The organism is Streptomyces roseirectus, from assembly GCF_014489635.1.
GTDB classification, from domain to species: domain Bacteria; phylum Actinomycetota; class Actinomycetes; order Streptomycetales; family Streptomycetaceae; genus Streptomyces; species Streptomyces roseirectus.
Genome location: NZ_CP060828.1, coordinates 8,434,301 through 8,452,797, shown reverse-complemented (window position 1 = coordinate 8,452,797; position 18,497 = coordinate 8,434,301). Strand labels below are relative to the sequence as shown.

The following is an 18,497-nucleotide window of genomic DNA, read 5'->3' as shown; positions in this document are numbered from 1 at the left end:
CGAACCGGCTACCGGACGACCTCCTCCGGCAGGCGGAGCGCGGCGAGCCTGCCGGGGTCGGCCAGGATGTGCAGGGCCACGATCCGGTCGTCGACGACCGAGACGCCCATGACCGAGCGCACCCGCCCGTCGGCCACGTGGACGACGCCGACCTCGCCGCCGATCAGCGCGAGCCGGCCGAGCGGCGCGAACTCGCGGAACAGCAGCGCCTGTCCGGCGACACGGGCGGCGCCGCGCACCAGCTTGGAGGCGGCGGGCCCGTGCGCCAGGGCGCCCGCGTCGGCGCGCAGGACGACGTCCGGGTCGAGGACGGTGAGCAGCGCGTCGAAGTCGCCGGCGCGGGCGGCGGTCAGGAACGCCTCGACGGCCCGGCGCTGGCGTGCCGGGTCCGGCGGGGCGGGGGTCGCGTCCTGGACCTTGCGGCGGGCGCGGCTCGCGAGCTGCCGGGTCGTCGCCGGGGTGCGTTCCACGATCTCGGCGATGTCGTCGAAGGGCACGGCGAACAGGTCGTGCAGGACGAACGCGACGCGTTCCGCCGGGTCCAGGGTCTCCAGGACGATCAGCAGGGCGAGGCCCACCGAGTCCGTGCGCACCGCCTCGGCCTCGGGGTCCGTGGAGGTCAGCGGGGTGATGACGGGGTCCGGGACGAACGTCTCGTCGATCGGCTGCTCCCCGCGTGCCGTGCGGGCGTTCAGGAGGTCCAGGCAGATGCGGCTGGTGACGGTCGTCAGCCAGGCGGCCAGGCTGCGGATCTCCCGGATGCCTGCCGGGTCCTGGCGGGCCAGGCGCAGCCAGGTCTCCTGGACGGCGTCCTCGGCCTCGGTCAGCGAGCCGAGCATGCGGTAGGCGACCGCCCGCAGGTGCGGGCGGTGCTCCTCGAAACGGGCGGCCAGCGCCTCGGTCATCTCTCCCCCAGCCAACGCCTCGGTCATCGTGTGAACACCTCGAACGCCACCGCCGGGCGGCCCCCGAACCGCTCCCCGACCGTCCCCGCCACGTCCGTCAGGAACGCCCGCGCGTACGTGCGCGGGTCCTCGTCGGTCAGTGCCTCTATGTACGTGCGGTGGGCCACCAGCGACTCGACGGCGCGCTCCAGGCCGGTCGTCGCGTCCACGGCGTGGGTCGGTGTCGACGAGCCCGCGACGGCGACCCACTTCACGCCGTTCCAGGGTTCGAGGCCGCGTTCCCGCAGCTCGGGGAAGATCCACCGGTTGCCGGCATCGGCGGCCGCGTCGAGGGTCGCCCGGCCGACGGCGACGTGGTCGGGGGTGTTCCAGGCGACCTCGCCCCAGGTGTCGCGGTGGTTGAGGGTGATCACCAGCTCGGGGCGGTGCTCGCGGATGGCCGCCGCGATGTCGCGCCGCAGCGGCGGGCCGTACTCGATCACGCCGTCCCTGTGGTCCAGGAACTCGACGGAGGTGACGCCGACGACGGCCGCGCTGGCGCGCTGTTCCCGCTCCCGCAGGGGCGCGCACTCCTGCGGGGAGAGGGTGTCGATGCCCGCCTCGCCCCGGGTGGCGAGGAGGTAGGCGACCTCCTTGCCGGCGTCCGTCCAGGCGGCGACGGCGGCGGAGCAGCCGTATTCGAGGTCGTCGGGGTGGGCCACCACCGCGAGGGCCTTGTGCCAGTCGGTGGGCATGGCTTGCAGCTGGGTCGTCATCACGCCTCGTCCCGGGTCAGTGCGAGCAGTCGGTCCAGCACCCTGGGTCCGCCTGCCCGGATTCCGTCGTGTTCGAACTCGTCCGTCACCCAGGTGCGCAGGCCCTTGATCGCGCGGGCGGTCTCCAGGGAGTGCGGGGTGTGGACGTAGAGGTCGTCGTGGTAGACCGCCGCCGCGACCGGGACCTCGTTGGCGGCCAGGCGGGCGCGGTCGTACAGCGGGGTCCAGTCGGTACGGGCGGCCAGCAGGTGGGCCGTCTCCTTCAGGGGGCGCAGGGCGGGGTCGTGGTCGAACATCCACGGGTGGATCGTCTCGCCCGTGAACAGGAACGGGTCCGTTCCCTCGAACTGGGGGAACTCGGCGCGGACCCGGTCCGCCGACCAGGCCGTGGGGCGGGTGTCCTGGCCGTAGATCGACTCGTGGACGAGCGCGTAGAGGGGGTTCTTCGCGTAGGAGAGGTGGTTCTGCAGGTTCTCCTGGAACTCGTCGGAGAGCGCGTCGCCGGCGACGGTCGGGACGAACGCGTCCTCCAAGAGGTGGTGGAGGCGGTGGCTGCCCTCGCCGCCGCCGAGGAGGATGCCGAGGGTGCGGAAGCCGTCGACGGTGAGGAGGGCGCCGTTCGGCAGGGTCAGCGGGCGTTCGGCCAGGTGCTCGGCGATGCGGCGGGCCCGGGCGGCGTCCTGCGGGTAGCGGGCGTAGTGCGCGGCGACCTTGCGTTCCATGCGCGGGTAGGCCGCCCGGTACACGTCGTCCGCGTGGGCGTCGAGGGACGGCAGCCCGCCCGTGATGACGGCGGCGGTCAGGCCCTCCGGGGCCAGCGACAGGTAGCTGACCGTGCAGAACCCGCCGTAGCTCTGCCCGAGCACGGTCCAGGGAGCCCCGCCGGTCAGCTCGCGGCGGATCAGTTCGCAGTCGCGGACGATGGAGTCGGCGCGGAAGTGGGTGAGGTAGGCGGCCTGTTCGGCGGGGCCGCCGCGCAGGGGGAGCGTCTGCCGGGTGGCGGGCGTCGAGTGGCCGGTGCCGCGCTGGTCCAGCATCAGCACCCGGTACTCGCGCAGCGCGCGCCCCAGCCAGCCGGGCCGGCCCACGCTCCGGTCCGCGCCGAACCCGGGGCCGCCCTGGAGGTACACCAGCCAGGGCAGTTCCTGCCCCGCTTTCTCCCCGGCGACGATCTCCCGGGCGTACAGGGAGATCGTCTCGCCGCCGGGGTCGGCGTGGTCGAGGGGGACGGTGAAGCGGTGGTCGGTGAGGAGAAGGCCGGGCTGGCGGTAGCGGTCGGCTGTCACAGGGGCTCCCGGGGCGGTGGGTCGGTCCGACCCATGATCACTCACCGCGCCGACAGACTCGACCTCCGCACCACCAGCTCCGGCTGGAGCACCACCCCGCGGTGCTCGTGGGCCCGCTTCGGGGTGTCCTCGTCGGTCTCCTCCAGCAGCAGTTCCGCCGCCAACGCGCCCATGGTGACGGCGGGTTGGCGCACCGACGTCAGCGGGACGGCCGCCGCCGCCGCGAACTCGATGTCGTCGTAGCCGACGATCGCGAGGTCGTCGGGGACGTTGACGCCGGCCGCGTACATCGCCTGGAGGACGCCGAGCGCCAGCAGGTCGTTCGCGCAGAACACGGCCGTCGGCCGGTCCGCGAGGCCAAGGAGGCGGGCGCCCGCGTCGCGTCCGGCGGCGACGTCGAGGCGTTCCGTCGGGAGTTCCCGCAGCCGTTCGGGGCCGAGCCCCGCCTCCGCGAGCGCCTGGAGCGCGCCGGTGCGGCGGTCGCGGACCTGGGTGAAGCCGGGCGGGCCGCTGACGTAGGCGAGGGAGCGGTGTCCGGCGTCGAGGAGGTGGCGGACGGCGAGGGCGCCGCCGGCGACGTCGTCGACGGAGACGGAGCACTCCGTCGTCCCGTCCGAGACCCGGTCGACCAGCACGAACGGGATGCCGTGCCGCCGGAACGACGCTATGTTGCGGCCCGTCGCGTCGGCCGGGGTGAACAGGACGCCCCGCACCCGCTGCTCGGCGAAGAGGGACAGGTACTCGGCCTCCTCGGTGACGCTCTCGGCGCTGTTGCAGACCATGACGCCGAGCCCGGCGTCGCGGGCGGCGCGCTCGGCGCCCCGGGCGACGTCGACGAAGAAGGGGTTGCCCATGTCGAGGACGAGCAGCCCCATGATCCGGCTGCGCCCGGCGCGCAACTGCCGCGCGGACTCGCTGCGGACGTACCCGAGGCGGTCGATCGCGGACAGCACCCGGGCCCGGGTCTCGGTCGCGACCGTGTCCGGGCGGTTGATGACGTTGGAGACCGTGCCGACGGAGACTCCGGCGGCGCGGGCGACGTCCTTGATACCCACCGACTGGGCCATCGGGCGGAGACCTCCAGGTGAACGGGGTACGGCGGGCGGACCCTCACATTATCGTCAGATCGCCGCCGTACCCCTGGCGGATCAGGCGGGCAGGGTGAAGTCGACGACGCGCAGCGCCGACGGCGTCGTCCCGCTCGACTTCTCCTGGTACATGAAGGACAGGACGTTGTCGGCGGCGATCCGGGACTCGTCGATGACGACCTCGCCGAAGGCGTTCAGTCCGGAGCCGTCGTACAGCAGCGCCCAGTCGGAGTAGCCGGACGCCTTGGAGGCGGCGGCGATCCGGCCGAAGGGGAAGATCGCGTAGGCGTTGCCGTACTTGTCCAGGACCAGCTTGGTGCGCTGGCTGGAGTTGAGCGGGATCGGGATCTCGGTCTTCTGCCAGGTGCCGGAGCTGTTCTTGCGCAGGTGGAAGGCGCGTCCGTTGGCGGTGCGGTCGGCGACGTAGTTCGTCGTGCACTGGCCGAAGCGGCCGGGGACGTAGGAGATGATCGCGTGCGGCAGGCCGGCCGCGTCGGTGGTCTGGCTCTCCTGGTTCATCAGGGAGTGGTCGGGGTTCAGGGCGTCGACCACGAGCCCGCTGTCGGTGACGGCGACCTTGTCGGAGCCGCCGGTGGTGCCGACGACGGTGCCCGCGTCGTTGCGCCAGGTGCGGCCCCGGTCGTCGGAGTAGACGTAGCCGGTGTCGTGGTTGGTGATGCCGCCCGAGGAGCACATCACGGCGCCGTTCTGCTCCCGCCAGGTGAAGAAGGAGTGCAGGCGGCCGTTACGGTCGTAGTCGATGCCGTGGAGGTACATGTTGCGGGCGATCGAGGAGCCGTGCTCGCTGGTGTAGGTCCCCGTCGAGCTGGACCACTCCCCCAGCGCCGTCCACGAGGAACCGTCGTACTCGGCGAGGGCGTTGCGGCCGTTGCCGGAGACCGCGACGCGGTAGCTCAGCTGGAGCTTGCCCTCGGGCGTGGAGACGAACTGCGGGTAGGTGAACTGCGAGGTGAGGGCGAGGCCGTCGAGGGTGGTCTGGACGGCGCCGAACGCGGCCGAAGTCCACGCCGTGGTACCGGGGTTGTCCATCAGCCCGGCGACCGACTTCACGTAGAAGAAGCCGTCGCTGTGGGAGTCCATGTTGAGGTGGAGGCGGCCGTCCACCTTGGAGACGCCCATGGAGATGACGTTGTGGGAGTCGTTCGCCTTGAGCTGGTGGGAGAGCGTGACCGTGGACCACGTCGAGGAGTTCAGGGCGCGGCGGGCGACGACCGCGTTGCGGGCGGCCGTGTACCAGACGGCGTACTGGTAGCCCTTGTAGGTCAACAGGCCGTTCTTCTGGAAGGAGTTGTTGTTGACCAGGCCGTCGTAGGAGACGAAGAAGACGGCCTGCGCGTCGAGTTGGGTACGGCTCTTGAGTGTGACGGAGGGGCCGGGGTCGGCCGCCCGTGCGATGCCCGGCGTGCTCACGGCGGCCAGTATGGCGGTCGTGAGGACGGTACGTCTTTTCATGCGCGGCTCCTGCTAGGCGAGGTGGAAGACCTCGGTGAGGGGTTTCATGGCCTCGTCGGGCCGGGCGCCGTCCAGCGACTCGAAGAACGGCGCCATCTCGGCCTGCCAGCGGGCGTTGACGTCGGTGGCCTCCATGCCGGCCTGCGCGGCGGCGAAGTCGTCGGTCTCCAAGTAGCCGACGAGGAGGCCGTCCTCGCGCAGGAACAGCGAGTAGTTGTGCCAGCCGGTGGCGCTCAGCGCCGCCAGCATCTCGGGCCACACCCGCGCGTGGCGCTCGCGGTACTCGTCGAGCCGGTCGGCACGGACCTTGAGGAGAAAACAGACTCGCTGCATCAACGCCCCCTGGCTGATCAGAAGTTGAACTGGTCGATGTTCTTCGCGTCGAACACGGTCGGCTTGCCCAGCGTGATCACGCCGTTCGCGCCGATCGTGTAGGACGCCCCGCCGGCCTTGAAGGTCTCGCCCTCCTTGCCGGTGATCTGCCCGGAGGACAGCGCGACGGCGGTCTGCGCGGCCAGCGCGCCGAGCTTCGCCGGGTCCCACAGCTCGAACGCGTCGACGGTGCCGTTCTTGACGTACTTGCGCATGTCGTTGGGGGTGCCGAGGCCGGTCAGCTTGACCTTGCCCTTGTACTTGGAGCCGGAGAGGTACTGGGCGGCGGCCTTGATGCCGACGGTGGTCGGGGAGATGATCCCCTTCAGGTTCGGGTACTCCTGGAGGAGGCCCTGGGTCTGCTGGAAGGACTGCTGCGCGTCGTCGTTGCCGTAGGCGACCTTGACGAGCTTGACGTCCTTGTACTTCGGGTCCTTGAGCTCTTCCTTCATGAACCCGATCCAGGCGTTCTGGTTCGTCGCGGTCTGCGCGGCCGACAGGATCGCGATCTCGCCCTTGTAGCCGATCTGCTGGGCGAGCAGTTGGACCTCGGTGCGGCCCAGGTCCTCGCCGCTGGCCTGCGAGATGAAGGCGTTGCGGCACTCGGGGTTGGTGTCCGAGTCGTAGGTGACGACCTTGATGCCGTTGCTCATGGCCTGCTTGAGCGCGGTGCACAGGGCGCCCGGGTCCTGCGCGGAGACGGCCATCGCGTCGACCTGCTGCTGGGTCAGCGTGTTGACGTAGCTGACCTGCCCGGCCGTGTCGGTGGCGCTGGAGGGGCCGACCTCCTTGTAGGAGGAGCCGAGTTCCTTCAGCGCGGCCTCGCCGCCCTTGTCGGCTGAGGTGAAGTAGGGGTTGTTGACCTGCTTCGGCAGGAACCCGACGGTCAGCCCCTTCTTCGTCGCCGCGTTCGGGTCGGCCTTGCCGCCGGTGTTCGCGCCGCCGCTGTTCTCCGACTTCACGTCCTCCTTGGTGGTCCCGCCGCACGCGGTGGCGGTGAGGGCGAGCGAGGAGACGGCGGCGAGCGCGACACAGGCGCGGCGCAGGGTTCGCTTGTTCATGGCGGGTTCCTTTACGAGGGTGAGCGGAGTGACGGCGTCGGTGTCGAGGCGGCTTGTCTGCCCGCCCTCGCGACGGAGATCTGGCGTGCGACGCGGGGGGCGAGCACGGAGATGACCAGCAGGACGCCGGTGACGACGATCTGCGACTGCGCGGAGACGTCCTGGAGGCTCATGACGTTCTGCGCGGTGCCCAGCAGGAACACGCCGGCGATGGCGCCGCCCAGGGTGCCCTTGCCGCCGTCGAAGTCGATCCCGCCGAGCAGGACGGCGGCGATGACGGAGAGTTCGAGGCCGGTGGCGTTGTCGTAGCGGGCGCTGGCGTAGTGCAGGGCCCAGAAGATCCCGGTCAGCGAGGCCATCAGGCCGGTGACGGTGAACAGGATCAGCTTGTTGCGCCGGACCCTGATGCCCGCGAACCGGGCGGCCTCCTCGCTGGCCCCGATCGCGAACACGGACCGCCCGAAGGGGGTGGCGTGCAGGACGACGACGGCGATGGCCAGCAGCACGAGGAACGGCAGGAACGCCTGGGGCAGGAAGCTGTCGCCGACCCGTCCGGCGGCGAAGTCGAGGTACTGGGACGGGAAGTCGGTGACCGCGTCGGAGCCGAGCACGATCTGCGCGATCCCCCGGTAGGCGGCGAGCGTCCCGATGGTGACGGCCAGCGACGGCAGGCCGAGCCGGGTGACGAGCAGCCCGTTGACCAGCCCGCAGACGACGCCGAGCGCGAGGCAGATCGGGATGATCGTCTCGATCGTCATCCCCTCGTTCCACAGCGCCCCCATGACGGCCCCGGAGAGCCCGGCGGTGGACGCCACGGACAGGTCGATCTCGCCGGAGACGACGAGCATCGTCATCGGCAGCGCGACGAGCGCGATCGGCAGCGTGTTGCCCAGCAGGAACGACAGGTTGAGCGCGTTGCCGAAGCCGTCCACGGTGGTGAAGGAGAGCAGGAGCAAGGCGATCAGCAGGGCACCGACGACGGTGTCCCAGCGGACCGCACGGTTCAGGGACTCAGGCATGGCGCTCTCCTGTCTTCTGCGCGGCCGTGCGGGTGCCCGCCGACTTCTTCTTCAGCGCGGCGGCGACCCGCAGCGCGACCACCCGGTCCACGGCGATGGCGAGCAGCAGCAGGACGCCGTTGATGGCGAGCACCCACACGGAGCTGACGCCGAGCGCGGGCAGGACGCTGTTGACGGACGTCAGCAGCAGCGCGCCGAGCGCGGCGCCGTAGACGCTGCCGGAGCCGCCGGTGAAGACGACGCCGCCGACGACGACGGCGCTGACGACGGTCAGCTCGTAGCCGTTGCCGGTCCCGGAGTCGACGTTGCCGAACCGGGCCAGGTACAGGGCGCCCGCGAGTCCGGCGAGGGCCCCGCAGAAGGTGTAGGCGGCGAGGATCCGCTTGCGGACGGGGATGCCGGCGAGGCGGGCGGCCTCGGGGTTGGAACCGAGCGCGTACAGCTCGCGTCCGCTGCCGAAGTGCTTGAGGTAGTAGGCGGTCCCGACGAGCACGGCGAGCGCGATCAGCGCGAGGTAGGGGATCGCGGAGATGCCGCCGGAGCCGAAGTCGACGAATCCGCCGGGCAGGTCGGCGGCGGTGATCTGGCGGGAGCCGACCCAGATGGAGTCGATGCCCCGGATGATGTAGAGGGTGCCGAGGGTGACGACGAGGGCGGGCACCTGGCCGAGGCTGACGAGCAGCCCGTTGAGCAGCCCGAACCCGATGCCCATGAGCACCGCGAGGGCGATCGCGACGACCGCGTTGCCGCCGCCGTGCAGGTAGGTGCCGGCGGCGAAGGCGCTGATGCCGAGGGTGGAGCCGACGGACAGGTCGACGTTGCGGGTGATGACGACCAGGGACTGGCCGGTGGCGACCAGGACGAGGATCGTCGCGTTGAGCAGGAGGTCCTTGATGCCCTGCTCGGACAGGAACTCGCTGTTGCCGGCCTGCGTGATGGCGATCATCACCAGGAAGACGACCAGGATGGCGAGTTCGCGCATCTTGAAGACACGGTCGACGAGCCGGGTCCCGGAGGACTTCGGCACCTCGACGGGCAGGGCGCTCATGCGGCCCTCCCGGTGGCTGCGGCCATCACGGTTTCCTCGGTGGCGTCGGAGCGGGAGATCTCGGCGGTGAGCCGGCCCTCGTGCATGACGAGCACGCGGTCGGCCATGCCGAGGATCTCGGGCAGGTCGGAGGAGATCATCAGGACGGCGACCCCGTCGGCGGCCAGCTCACTGAGCAGCCGGTGCACCTCGGCCTTGGTGCCGACGTCGATGCCCCGGGTGGGTTCGTCGACGATGAGGACCTGCGGGCGGGTGGCCAGCCATTTCGCGAGGACGACCTTCTGCTGGTTCCCACCCGAAAGAGTGTTGACGGTGTCGGCCAGCCGGGCGTACTTGACCTGGAGCTTGACGGCCCAGTCGAGGGAGCGGCTGCGCTCGGCGCCCCGGTCCATGAGGCCCGCCCTGACGGTCGTCCGCAGACCCGTGAGGCCGATGTTGCGTTCGATGGACATGTCCATCACAAGGCCCTGGGCGCGGCGGTCCTCGGGGACCAGGGCGAGCCCGGAGGCCATGGCGACGGAGGGGGCGCCGTTGGTGAGGGGCCTGCCGTCGACGGTGACCTCACCGGCGTCCCAGCGGTCGATGCCGAACACGGCGCGCGCGACCTCGGTGCGGCCGGCGCCGACGAGTCCGGCGAGGCCGACGATCTCGCCGCGCCGGACGTCGAAGGAGACGTCGGTGAAGACGCCCTCGCGGGTCAGGCGGCGCACGCTGAGAGCGACGGCGCCGGGGGTGACGTCCTGCTTGGGGTACAGCTCGTCGAGGTCGCGGCCGACCATGCGGCGCACGAGGTCGTCCTCGGTCATGCCGTCGACGCTCTCGCTGGCGATCCAGGCGCCGTCGCGCAGGGTCGTCACCTTCTGGCAGATCTGGAAGATCTCCTCCAGACGGTGCGAGATGAACAGCACGGCCGCGCCCTGTTCGCGCAGGGTGCGCACGACGCCGAAGAGGCGGGCGACCTCGCTGCCGGTGAGGGCGGCGGTCGGCTCGTCCATGATCAGGACGCGGGCGTCGAAGGAGAGGGCCTTGGCGATCTCGACGATCTGCTGGTCGGCGATGGACAGGCCGCGCGCGGGGCGGTCGGGGTCGAGGGCGACGCCGAGCCGGGCCATCAGGGCGGCGGTCGCGTCGTGGGTGGCCTTGTGGTCGATGCGGCCGAGGGCGCGGCGCGGCTGGCGGCCCATGAAGATGTTCTCGGCGATCGACAGGTCGGGGAAGAGCGTCGGCTCCTGGTAGATCACGGCGATCCCGGCGTCGCGGGCGTCGCCGGGGCCGTGGAAGGCGACCGGCGCGCCGTCGAGGAGCACCTGGCCGGCGTCGGGTCGGTGCACCCCGGCGAGCGTCTTGATCAGCGTCGACTTGCCCGCGCCGTTCTCCCCGGCGAGCGCGTGCACCTCGCCGGGGAACAGCTCCAGGGAGACGCCGCGCAGGGCCCGGACGGCGCCGAAGGACTTGGCGACGTCCTTGAGCGCCAGCACCGGGGCGGGTCCCGCGTCGGACGGGTGGGTCATGGGAACTCCTCGACGACGACGCCGGCGGTGAGCCCCACGACGTCGTGAAAGGTTTCAACTGGATTGCCGGGACCGTAGGCACCACGGGCATGTCACGTCAATGGGTCCGTCTCGAAAAAATTTCGATAGCCGAAGGTCACACGATGGTCACGGAGAACGAGCCTGACCGAAGGGGTTGACACTCCTCCGGCCCGCCCATAGCTTCCCCTTCTGAATCGTTTCATCCGATGCCTGCCTCAGGAGCCCCACGTGACCGATCTCGCCGCGGTGAAGGCCGCACTGAAGAACCAGGCCGTCGAGACGCCGTCCTGGGCGTACGGGAACTCGGGGACCAGGTTCAAGGTGTTCGCCCAGCAGGGGGTGCCGCGCTCGCCCTGGGAGAAGCTGGACGACGCCGCCCAGGTCCACGCGTTCACCGGCGTGGCGCCGACCGTCGCACTCCACATTCCCTGGGACAAGGTCGAGGACTACGCGGCACTTGCGAAACATGCCGAGGAGCGCGGGCTGAAGCTCGGCGCGATCAACTCGAACACGTTTCAGGACGACGACTTCAAGCTCGGCAGCGTCTGCCACGCGGACGCCGCGGTGCGCCGCAAGGCCGTCGCGCATCTCCTCGAGTGCGTCGACATCATGGACGCCACCGGGTCCCGCGATCTGAAGCTCTGGTTCGCCGACGGGACGAACTACCCCGGGCAGGACGACATCGTCGCCCGGCAGGAACGGCTCGGCGAGGCCCTCGCGGAGGTGTACGCGCGGCTCGGCGACGAGCAGCGGATGCTCCTCGAATACAAGTTCTTCGAGCCGGCCTTCTACACGACCGACGTCCCCGACTGGGGCACCGCCTACGCGCACTGCCTCAAGCTCGGGCCCAAGGCGCGGGTCGTCGTCGACACCGGGCACCACGCGCCGGGCACCAACATCGAGTTCATCGTCGCGCTGCTGCTGCGGGAGGGGAAGCTCGGCGGGTTCGACTTCAACTCCCGGTTCTACGCGGACGACGATCTGATGGTGGGGGCCGCGGACCCGTTCCAGCTGTTCCGGATCATGTACGAGGTCTCGCGGGGCGGGGGGTTCTCGGCCGACGTCGCGTTCATGCTGGACCAGTGCCACAACCTGGAGGCGAAGATCCCGGCGATCATCCGGTCCGTGATGAATGTGCAGGAGGCGACGGCGAAGGCGCTGCTGGTGGACCGGGAGGCGCTGGGCGCGGCCCAGGTCGCCGGGGACGTGCTGGCCGCCAACGCCGTGCTGATGGACGCGTTCAACACGGACGTGCGGCCGCTGCTGCGGGAGGTCCGCGAGGAGATGGGGCTGGACGCGGATCCCATCGCCGCGTACGCCCGGTCCGGGTGGGCGGAGAAGATCGTGGCGGAGCGTGTTGGTGGGCAGCAGGCCGGGTGGGGTGCCTGAGCCGCCGACCGAATCCCGAGTGACGACCGTCCCGTCCCCTTTTTCTCCGAGAAGCCGAGGAACGCACATGTCCACCCATCCCGAAGCCGCCGCTCTGCTCGCCCGGTCCCATCGGCTCGGTGCCGATCCCCGGAACACCAACTACGCCGGGGGGAACGCCTCCGCGAAGGGGAGGGACACCGATCCCGTGACCGGGGGTGAGGTGGAGCTGATGTGGGTCAAGGGGTCCGGGGGTGACCTCGGGACGCTCACCGAGGCCGGGCTCGCCGTGCTGCGGCTGGACCGGCTGCGGGCGCTCACCTCGGTGTATCCGGGCGTGGAGCGCGAGGACGAGATGGTCGCCGCGTTCGACTACTGCCTGCACGGCAAGGGCGGGGCGGCGCCGTCCATCGACACCGCGATGCACGGTCTCGTCGACGCCGCGCACGTCGATCATCTGCACCCCGACTCCGGGATCGCGCTGGCCTGCGCGGCGGACGGGGAGAAGCTGACCGCCGAGTGTTTCGGGGACACGGTCGCCTGGGTGCCGTGGCGGCGCCCGGGGTTCCAGCTCGGCCTGGACATCGCCGCGATCAAGGAGGCGAACCCGCGGGCGATCGGCGTGATCCTCGGCGGGCACGGCATCACCGCGTGGGGCGGGACGGCGGAGGAGTGCGAGCGCAACTCGCTGCACATCATCCGCACGGCCGAGAAGTTCCTCGCGGACAAGGGCAGGCCCGAGCCGTTCGGTCCCGTGCTCGCGGGGTACGAGGCGCTGCCGGAGGCCGAGCGGCGTGAGCGGGCCGCCGCGCTCGCCCCGTACGTGCGGGCGCTCGCCTCGCAGGACAGGCCGCAGGTCGGTCACTTCACCGACACCGCGCCCGTCCTGGAGTTCCTGTCCCGCGCCGAGCACCCCCGCCTCGCCGCGCTCGGCACGTCCTGCCCGGACCACTTCCTGCGGACGAAGGTGCGCCCGCTCGTCCTCGACCTGCCGCCGTCCGCCCCGCTGGAGGAGGCGGTGGCGCGGCTGAAGGAGCTGCACGCCGAGTACCGCGAGGAGTACGCGGCCTACTACGCGCGGCACGCCGACGCGGACTCGCCCGCCCTGCGCGGCGCGGACCCGGCGATCGTGCTGGTCCCGGGCGTCGGGATGTTCTCCTTCGGCAAGGACAAGCAGACGGCCCGGGTCGCCGGGGAGTTCTACGTCAACGCGATCAACGTGATGCGCGGGGCCGAGGCGGTCTCGTCGTACGCGCCGATCGAGGAGTCGGAGAAGTTCCGCATCGAGTACTGGGCCCTTGAGGAGGCCAAGCTCCAGCGGATGCCGAAGCCGAAGGCGCTCGCCACGCGGGTCGCGCTGGTGACGGGCGCGGGCAGCGGCATCGGGAAGGCGATCGCCGAGCGGCTGGTCGCCGAGGGCGCGTGTGTCGTCGTCGCGGACCTGAACGCCGAGAACGCCGCCGCCGTCGCGCGGGACCTCGGGGGCGCCGACAAGGCGGTCGCCGTGACCGTGGACGTGACGTCCGAGGAGCAGATCGCCGAGGCGTTCAAGGCCGCCGTGCTCGCGTTCGGCGGGGTCGACCTGGTCGTCAACAACGCGGGGATCTCCATCTCCAAGCCGCTGCTCGAGACGTCGGCGAAGGACTGGGACCTCCAGCACGACATCATGGCGCGCGGGTCGTTCCTGGTGTCGCGGGAGGCGGCGCGGGTGATGACCGCGCAGGGCATCGGCGGGGACATCGTCTACATCGCCTCCAAGAACTCCGTCTTCGCCGGCCCGAACAACATCGCCTACTCCGCGACCAAGGCCGACCAGGCGCATCAAGTGCGGCTGTTGGCCGCTGAGTTGGGCGAGCACGGGATCCGTGTCAACGGCGTCAACCCGGACGGCGTCGTGCGCGGGTCCGGGATCTTCGCCGGCGGCTGGGGCGCTCAGCGGGCGGCGACGTACGGGATCGAGGAGGAGAAGCTGGGCGAGTTCTACGCGCAGCGCACCATCCTCAAGCGCGAGGTGCTGCCCGAGCACGTCGCGAACGCCGTGTTCGCGCTGACGGGCGGGGAGTTGACGCACACCACCGGGTTGCACGTCCCGGTCGACGCGGGTGTGGCGGCCGCTTTCCTCCGGTGAGCGGGCGTCAGAAGGCGTACGCCGCCGTCGACTTGGGCGCTTCCAGCGGCCGGGTGATGGCCGGGCGCGTGAGCCCCGAGTCGCTGGAGCTGACGGAGGCGCACCGGTTCACGAACCGGCCGGTGCGCGTTCCGGAGGGGCTGCGCTGGGACGTACTCGCCCTGTACGCCGGAGTGTTGGACGGCCTCAAGGCGGTCGGGCAGGTCGACTCCGTCGGCATCGACAGCTGGGCCGTGGACTACGGGCTGCTGAACGCGGACGGGGCGCTGCTCGGCAACCCCGTGCACTACCGGGACGCCCGCACCGAGGGGGTCGCGGAGAAGGTGTGGGCGAGCGTCCCGGCGGCGGAGCTGTATGCCGCGACCGGGTTGCAGTACGCGCCGTTCAACACCCTGTACCAGCTCGTCGCCGAGCGACTGCGCGGCGCCGAACGGCTGTTGCTGATCCCGGACCTGCTGACGTACTGGCTGACCGGGGAGCAGGGCACGGAGCTGACGAACGCCTCGACGACCCAGTTGATCGACCCCCGTACCCGGGACTGGTCGCACGACGTCGCCGAACGCGTCGGCATCGACCTGGGGTTGTTCGCACCGCTGCGGCAACCCGGCGACTTCGCGGGCGAGTTGCTGCCCGCCGTGCTGGAGGAGACGGGCCTCACCGGGCCCGTGCCGGTCACGGCGGTCGCGTCGCACGACACCGCGTCGGCCGTCGCCGCCGTGCCGGCCGGCACCGAGCGGTTCGCGTACATCAGCACGGGCACCTGGTCGCTGGCCGGCCTGGAGCTGGAGGCGCCGGTCCTCACCGAGGAGAGCCGCGCCGCCAACTTCACCAACGAGCTGGGCCTCGACGGGACCGTCCGCTACCTGCGCAACATCATGGGGCTCTGGCTGCTCCAGGAGTGCGTGCGGGCCTGGGGCGAGCCCGATCTCGGGCTGCTGCTGCGGGAGGCCGCCGCCGCGCCGGCGCTGCGGTCGGTGGTGGACGCGGGTGACGCCGCGTTCCTCGCGCCGGGCCGGATGCCGGAGCGGATCGCCGAGGCGTGCCGGGCGTCCGGACAGCCGGTGCCCGGGACGCGCGGCGAGATCACGCGGTGCATCCTCGACTCCCTCGCGCTCGCGCACCGCCGGGCGATCGAGGACGCCCAGCGGCTCGCCGACCACCCGGTGGACGTCGTCCACATCGTCGGCGGGGGCACGCGCAACGCGCTGCTGTGCCAACTGACGGCGGACGCCTGCGGGTTGCCGGTGGTGGCGGGGCCGACCGAGGCCGCCGCGCTCGGGAACGTGCTGGTCCAGGCGCGGGCCCACGGTCTGGTGGGCGACCGGACCGACATGCGGCGGCTGCTCGTCCGGAGTCTGCCGCTGACCCGGTACGAGCCCCAGGGGGGCACGGACCGGTGGCGCGCGGCGCAGGAGCGGTTGGGCGCACGATGAGAGCGGGGGCCGGTGGGGTGTTCCCGCCGGCCCCGCTCCCCTCCGACCCTGTCTCCGACTACCCTGCATCCATCCGATGACTGACCCCGAGGAGCCGCGATGCGTGTCGCTCTGTTCCTGACCTGTGTCAACGACACGCTGTATCCGGACACCGGCCGGGCCGTGGTGAAGCTGCTGACCAGACTGGGCGTCGAGGTGGACTTCCCGATGGCGCAGACGTGCTGCGGGCAGGCCCACTACAACACCGGGTACCGGCACCAGGCCGAGCCGCTGGCCCGGCATTTCTCCGATGTCTTCGGCGGGTACGACGCGATCGTGACGCCGTCGGGCTCGTGCGGGGCGATGGTGCGGGAGCTGTACCCGCGCATGGGCGAGCGGGCGCGGGCCGAGGGGCGCGGGGACGGGCTGGCGACGACGCTCGCGCCGGTCGTGCCGAAGACGTACGAGCTGACGGAGTTCCTGGTGGACGTGCTGGGGGTGACCGACGTGGGGGCGTACTACCCGCACACGGTGACCTACCACCCGACCTGCCACGGGCTGCGCAGTCTGGGCCTGGGCGGGCGGCCGTACCAACTCCTCAAGGCCGTCAAGGGACTTGAGCTGAAGGAGCTGCCGGGCGCGGAGGAGTGCTGCGGGTTCGGGGGGACCTTCGCGGTGAAGAACTCCGACGTCTCGGCGGCGATGGGCGCGGACAAGGTCCGCAACGCGGCGTCGACGGGCGCGGAGGTGCTGTGCGCCGCCGACAACTCGTGCCTGATGCACATCGGGGGGACGATGGCCCGGCTGAGCACGGGCATGCGGCCGGTGCACATCGCGGAGATCCTGGCGAGCACGGAGGAGGAACCCGCCGTATGAGCGGAACGTTCGTAGGAATGCCGGCGTTCCCGGTGGCCGCGAAGGAAGCCGTCGGCAATCCGACGCTGCGCGGGAACCTGCGCCACGCCACGCACACCATCCGCGCGAAGCGGGCCAAGGCCGTCGAGGAGGTGTCGGACTGGGCGGAGCTGCGCGAGGCGGGCAAGCGGATCAAGGACCACACGCTGCGCCATCTCGACCGCTACCTCGTCCAGTTGGAGGAGTCGGTCCGGGCCGCGGGCGGCACCGTGCACTGGGCGGCCGACGCCGACGAGGCGAACCGGATCGTGACACGCCTGGTCCAGGAGACCGGTGAGTCGGAGGTCGTCAAGGTCAAGTCGATGGCCACGCAGGAGATCGGGCTGAACGAGGCTCTGGAGGCGGCCGGGATCCGCGCCTACGAGACCGACCTCGCCGAGCTGATCGTCCAGTTGGGCAAGGACCGGCCCTCGCACATCCTGGTCCCGGCGATCCACCGCAACCGGGGCGAGATCCGGGACATCTTCCGCGCGGAGATGAGCGAGTGGGGCCGTCCCGCCCCCGACGGCCTCACCGACACCCCGGCCGAACTCGCCGAGGCGGCCCGCCTCCACCTGCGGGAGAAGTTCCTGCGGGCCAAGGTCGGCGTCTCCGGCGCGAACTTCATGGTCGCCGAGACCGGCACCCTCGTCGTCGTCGAGTCCGAGGGCAACGGCCGCATGTGCCTGACCCTCCCGGAGACGCTGATCTCGGTCGTCGGCATCGAGAAGACCGTCCCGACCTGGCGGGACCTGGAGGTCTTCCTCCAGACCCTGCCGCGCTCCTCGACGGCCGAGCGCATGAACCCGTACACCAGCACCTGGACGGGGACGACGGACGGCGACGGGCCGCGCGTCTTCCACCTCGTCCTGCTGGACAACGGCCGCACCGACACCCTCGCCGACGAGGTCGGCCGGCAGGCCCTGCGGTGCATCCGCTGCTCGGCGTGCCTGAACGTGTGCCCGGTGTACGAGCGGGCCGGGGGGCACGCCTACGGGTCGGTGTACCCGGGGCCGATCGGGGCGATCCTCAGTCCTCAACTCCGGGGCACGGGAAGCGAGATCGACGCCTCGCTGCCGTACGCGTCGTCGTTGTGCGGGGCGTGTTACGAGGTGTGCCCGGTCGCCATCGACATCCCCGAGGTGCTGGTGCACCTGCGGGAGCGGGTCGTGCAGGGCGGGCCGGTGGTTCGGGAGGGGAACCGGGTCGTGCTCAAGCCCGCGAAGGGGCACGCCGCCGAGCGGGCCGCGATGCGGGCGGCGGGGTGGGCCTTCGGGCGGCCGGGCGCGCTGCGGGCGGGGCAGCGGGTCGCGTCCCGGTCCCGGCGCTGGCATCCCCGGACCCTGCCGGGGCCCGGCAGGGCGTGGAGCGGGACCCGGGAGCTGCCGGCGGTGCCCGCCGAGCCGTTCCGGGACTGGTGGCAGCGGACGCAGGACGGAAAGGGCGACGCGAAGTGAGCAGCAGGGAACGGGTGTTGGGGCGGGTGCGGAGGGCTCTCGCGGATGTGCCGCGCGACGATGCGCCGGTCGAGCGGGGGTATCTGCGGGAGCACGGTGCGCGGAGTGTCGCGGAGAACGTGGAGTTGCTGGCGGAGAATCTGGCGGACTACCGGGCGCTCGTGCACCGGGCGAATGCCGAGGAGCTGCCGATGCTGATCATGCGGTTGCTGGCCGAGCGCGGCTCTCAACAGGTACTCGTCCCGCCAGGGTTGCCGCCGGAGTGGATGGCGGCGGCCGATCCCGTACGGATCCACGACCGTGCCGTGAGTACGCCTCACGAACTGGACAAGGTGGAGAGCGTTGTCACCGGCTGCGCCCTCGCCATCGCCGAGACCGGCACGATCGTCCTCGACGGCGGTCCTGATCAGGGCCGGCGCCGGATCACCCTCGTGCCCGACCACCACATCTGCGTCGTCCGCGTGCCGGATCAGGTCGTGTCGTCGGTGCCGCAGGCGCTCGAACGGCTGGACCCCTTGCGGCCGTTGACGTGGATCTCGGGCCCTTCGGCGACGAGTGACATCGAGCTGGACCGGGTGGAGGGGGTGCACGGGCCCCGGACGCTGGAGGTGATCCTGGTGACCGGGCACGACGGGGAGTGACAGCGGGGGTGAACAAGCGCTTAGATAGGCCGTGTTCCGTTCGGTGACCCCCTCGGAG

16 protein-coding genes are annotated in these 18,497 nt (G+C 71.4%); 6 read left to right on the top strand and 10 right to left on the bottom strand.

What is annotated here, in order from left to right; all coding sequences use genetic code 11:
- Positions 1-8: 8 nt before the first annotated feature.
- From IAG44_RS36625 to IAG44_RS36580, 10 genes are all read right to left on the bottom strand, one after another.
- Positions 9-932, bottom strand: coding sequence for a sigma-70 family RNA polymerase sigma factor (locus IAG44_RS36625; protein WP_246562325.1), 924 nt, complete (start codon positions 930-932; stop codon positions 9-11).
- A complete protein-coding gene (locus IAG44_RS36620) occupies positions 929-1,660 on the bottom strand; it encodes a PIG-L deacetylase family protein (protein ID WP_187751369.1) in 732 nt (243 codons plus the stop codon). Before IAG44_RS36620 ends, IAG44_RS36625 begins: the two co-directional genes overlap by 4 nt.
- Entirely contained in the window at positions 1,660-2,946 is a 1,287-nt protein-coding gene (locus tag IAG44_RS36615; RefSeq protein WP_187751368.1) for an alpha/beta fold hydrolase, read from the bottom strand. Before IAG44_RS36615 ends, IAG44_RS36620 begins: the two co-directional genes overlap by 1 nt.
- 41 nt (positions 2,947-2,987) lie before the next feature.
- Positions 2,988-4,013, bottom strand: coding sequence for a LacI family DNA-binding transcriptional regulator (locus IAG44_RS36610; protein WP_187751367.1), 1,026 nt, complete (start codon positions 4,011-4,013; stop codon positions 2,988-2,990).
- An 81-nt stretch (positions 4,014-4,094) separates the two neighbouring features.
- Positions 4,095-5,507: a BNR repeat-containing protein gene (locus IAG44_RS36605; RefSeq protein ID WP_187751366.1), complete on the bottom strand. Its 1,413-nt coding sequence runs from the start codon at positions 5,505-5,507 to the stop codon at positions 4,095-4,097.
- 12 nt (positions 5,508-5,519) lie between these two features.
- Positions 5,520-5,840, bottom strand: coding sequence for an L-rhamnose mutarotase (locus IAG44_RS36600; protein WP_187751365.1), 321 nt, complete (start codon positions 5,838-5,840; stop codon positions 5,520-5,522).
- Positions 5,841-5,857: 17 nt separating this feature from the next.
- A complete protein-coding gene (gene rhaS / locus IAG44_RS36595) occupies positions 5,858-6,940 on the bottom strand; it encodes a rhamnose ABC transporter substrate-binding protein (RefSeq protein ID WP_187751364.1) in 1,083 nt (360 codons plus the stop codon).
- Positions 6,941-6,951: 11 nt separating this feature from the next.
- Positions 6,952-7,959, bottom strand: coding sequence for an ABC transporter permease (locus tag IAG44_RS36590; protein WP_187751363.1), 1,008 nt, complete (start codon positions 7,957-7,959; stop codon positions 6,952-6,954).
- Positions 7,952-9,007 carry an ABC transporter permease gene (locus IAG44_RS36585; protein ID WP_187751362.1) on the bottom strand — a complete coding sequence of 352 codons (1,056 nt, stop codon included), beginning with the start codon at positions 9,005-9,007 and terminating at the stop codon, positions 7,952-7,954. The genes IAG44_RS36590 and IAG44_RS36585 overlap by 8 nt, the downstream gene beginning before the upstream one ends.
- The gene (locus tag IAG44_RS36580; protein WP_187751361.1) at positions 9,004-10,518 is read right to left on the bottom strand and encodes a sugar ABC transporter ATP-binding protein; all 1,515 of its coding nucleotides are present in this window, start codon (positions 10,516-10,518) and stop codon (positions 9,004-9,006) included. Before IAG44_RS36580 ends, IAG44_RS36585 begins: the two co-directional genes overlap by 4 nt.
- Before the next feature lie 249 nt (positions 10,519-10,767).
- Here IAG44_RS36580 and rhaI point away from each other — a divergent pair, with 249 nt between their 5' ends.
- The 6 genes from rhaI to IAG44_RS36550 all read left to right on the top strand — a co-directional run bounded on the left by rhaI (position 10,768) and on the right by IAG44_RS36550 (position 18,439).
- Positions 10,768-11,928 (top strand): L-rhamnose isomerase, encoded by a 1,161-nt coding sequence (rhaI, locus tag IAG44_RS36575; protein WP_187751360.1) that lies wholly within the window; start codon positions 10,768-10,770, stop codon positions 11,926-11,928.
- A gap of 67 nt (positions 11,929-11,995) precedes the next feature.
- Positions 11,996-14,035, top strand: a complete 2,040-nt coding sequence (locus IAG44_RS36570; protein WP_187751359.1) for a bifunctional aldolase/short-chain dehydrogenase — start codon at positions 11,996-11,998, stop codon at positions 14,033-14,035.
- A 56-nt stretch (positions 14,036-14,091) separates the two neighbouring features.
- Positions 14,092-15,468, top strand: a complete 1,377-nt coding sequence (locus IAG44_RS36565) for a rhamnulokinase (RefSeq protein ID WP_187753004.1) — start codon at positions 14,092-14,094, stop codon at positions 15,466-15,468.
- A gap of 99 nt (positions 15,469-15,567) precedes the next feature.
- Positions 15,568-16,323, top strand: coding sequence for a (Fe-S)-binding protein (locus IAG44_RS36560; protein ID WP_187751358.1), 756 nt, complete (start codon positions 15,568-15,570; stop codon positions 16,321-16,323).
- Positions 16,320-17,798 carry a LutB/LldF family L-lactate oxidation iron-sulfur protein gene (locus tag IAG44_RS36555; RefSeq protein WP_187751357.1) on the top strand — a complete coding sequence of 493 codons (1,479 nt, stop codon included), beginning with the start codon at positions 16,320-16,322 and terminating at the stop codon, positions 17,796-17,798. Before IAG44_RS36560 ends, IAG44_RS36555 begins: the two co-directional genes overlap by 4 nt.
- On the top strand, positions 17,795-18,439 hold the full coding sequence (locus IAG44_RS36550; RefSeq protein WP_187751356.1) for a LutC/YkgG family protein: 645 nt from the start codon (positions 17,795-17,797) through the stop codon (positions 18,437-18,439). Before IAG44_RS36555 ends, IAG44_RS36550 begins: the two co-directional genes overlap by 4 nt.
- Positions 18,440-18,497: the final 58 nt, after the last annotated feature.

Excerpts from the sequence above, each read along its gene's own strand:
- IAG44_RS36625 (WP_246562325.1), bottom strand. The coding sequence starts at position 932 with ATGACCGAGGCGTTGGCTGGGGGAGAGATGACCGAGGCGCTGGCCGCC.
- IAG44_RS36620 (WP_187751369.1), bottom strand. The coding sequence starts at position 1,660 with ATGACGACCCAGCTGCAAGCCATGCCCACCGACTGGCACAAGGCCCTC.
- IAG44_RS36610 (WP_187751367.1), bottom strand. The coding sequence starts at position 4,013 with ATGGCCCAGTCGGTGGGTATCAAGGACGTCGCCCGCGCCGCCGGAGTC.
- IAG44_RS36605 (WP_187751366.1), bottom strand. The coding sequence starts at position 5,507 with ATGAAAAGACGTACCGTCCTCACGACCGCCATACTGGCCGCCGTGAGC.
- IAG44_RS36600 (WP_187751365.1), bottom strand. The coding sequence starts at position 5,840 with ATGCAGCGAGTCTGTTTTCTCCTCAAGGTCCGTGCCGACCGGCTCGAC.
- rhaS (WP_187751364.1), bottom strand. The coding sequence starts at position 6,940 with ATGAACAAGCGAACCCTGCGCCGCGCCTGTGTCGCGCTCGCCGCCGTC.
- IAG44_RS36590 (WP_187751363.1), bottom strand. The coding sequence starts at position 7,959 with ATGCCTGAGTCCCTGAACCGTGCGGTCCGCTGGGACACCGTCGTCGGT.
- IAG44_RS36585 (WP_187751362.1), bottom strand. The coding sequence starts at position 9,007 with ATGAGCGCCCTGCCCGTCGAGGTGCCGAAGTCCTCCGGGACCCGGCTC.
- IAG44_RS36580 (WP_187751361.1), bottom strand. The coding sequence starts at position 10,518 with ATGACCCACCCGTCCGACGCGGGACCCGCCCCGGTGCTGGCGCTCAAG.
- IAG44_RS36570 (WP_187751359.1), top strand. The coding sequence starts at position 11,996 with ATGTCCACCCATCCCGAAGCCGCCGCTCTGCTCGCCCGGTCCCATCGG.
- IAG44_RS36565 (WP_187753004.1), top strand. The coding sequence starts at position 14,092 with ATGGCCGGGCGCGTGAGCCCCGAGTCGCTGGAGCTGACGGAGGCGCAC.
- IAG44_RS36560 (WP_187751358.1), top strand. The coding sequence starts at position 15,568 with ATGCGTGTCGCTCTGTTCCTGACCTGTGTCAACGACACGCTGTATCCG.
- IAG44_RS36555 (WP_187751357.1), top strand. The coding sequence starts at position 16,320 with ATGAGCGGAACGTTCGTAGGAATGCCGGCGTTCCCGGTGGCCGCGAAG.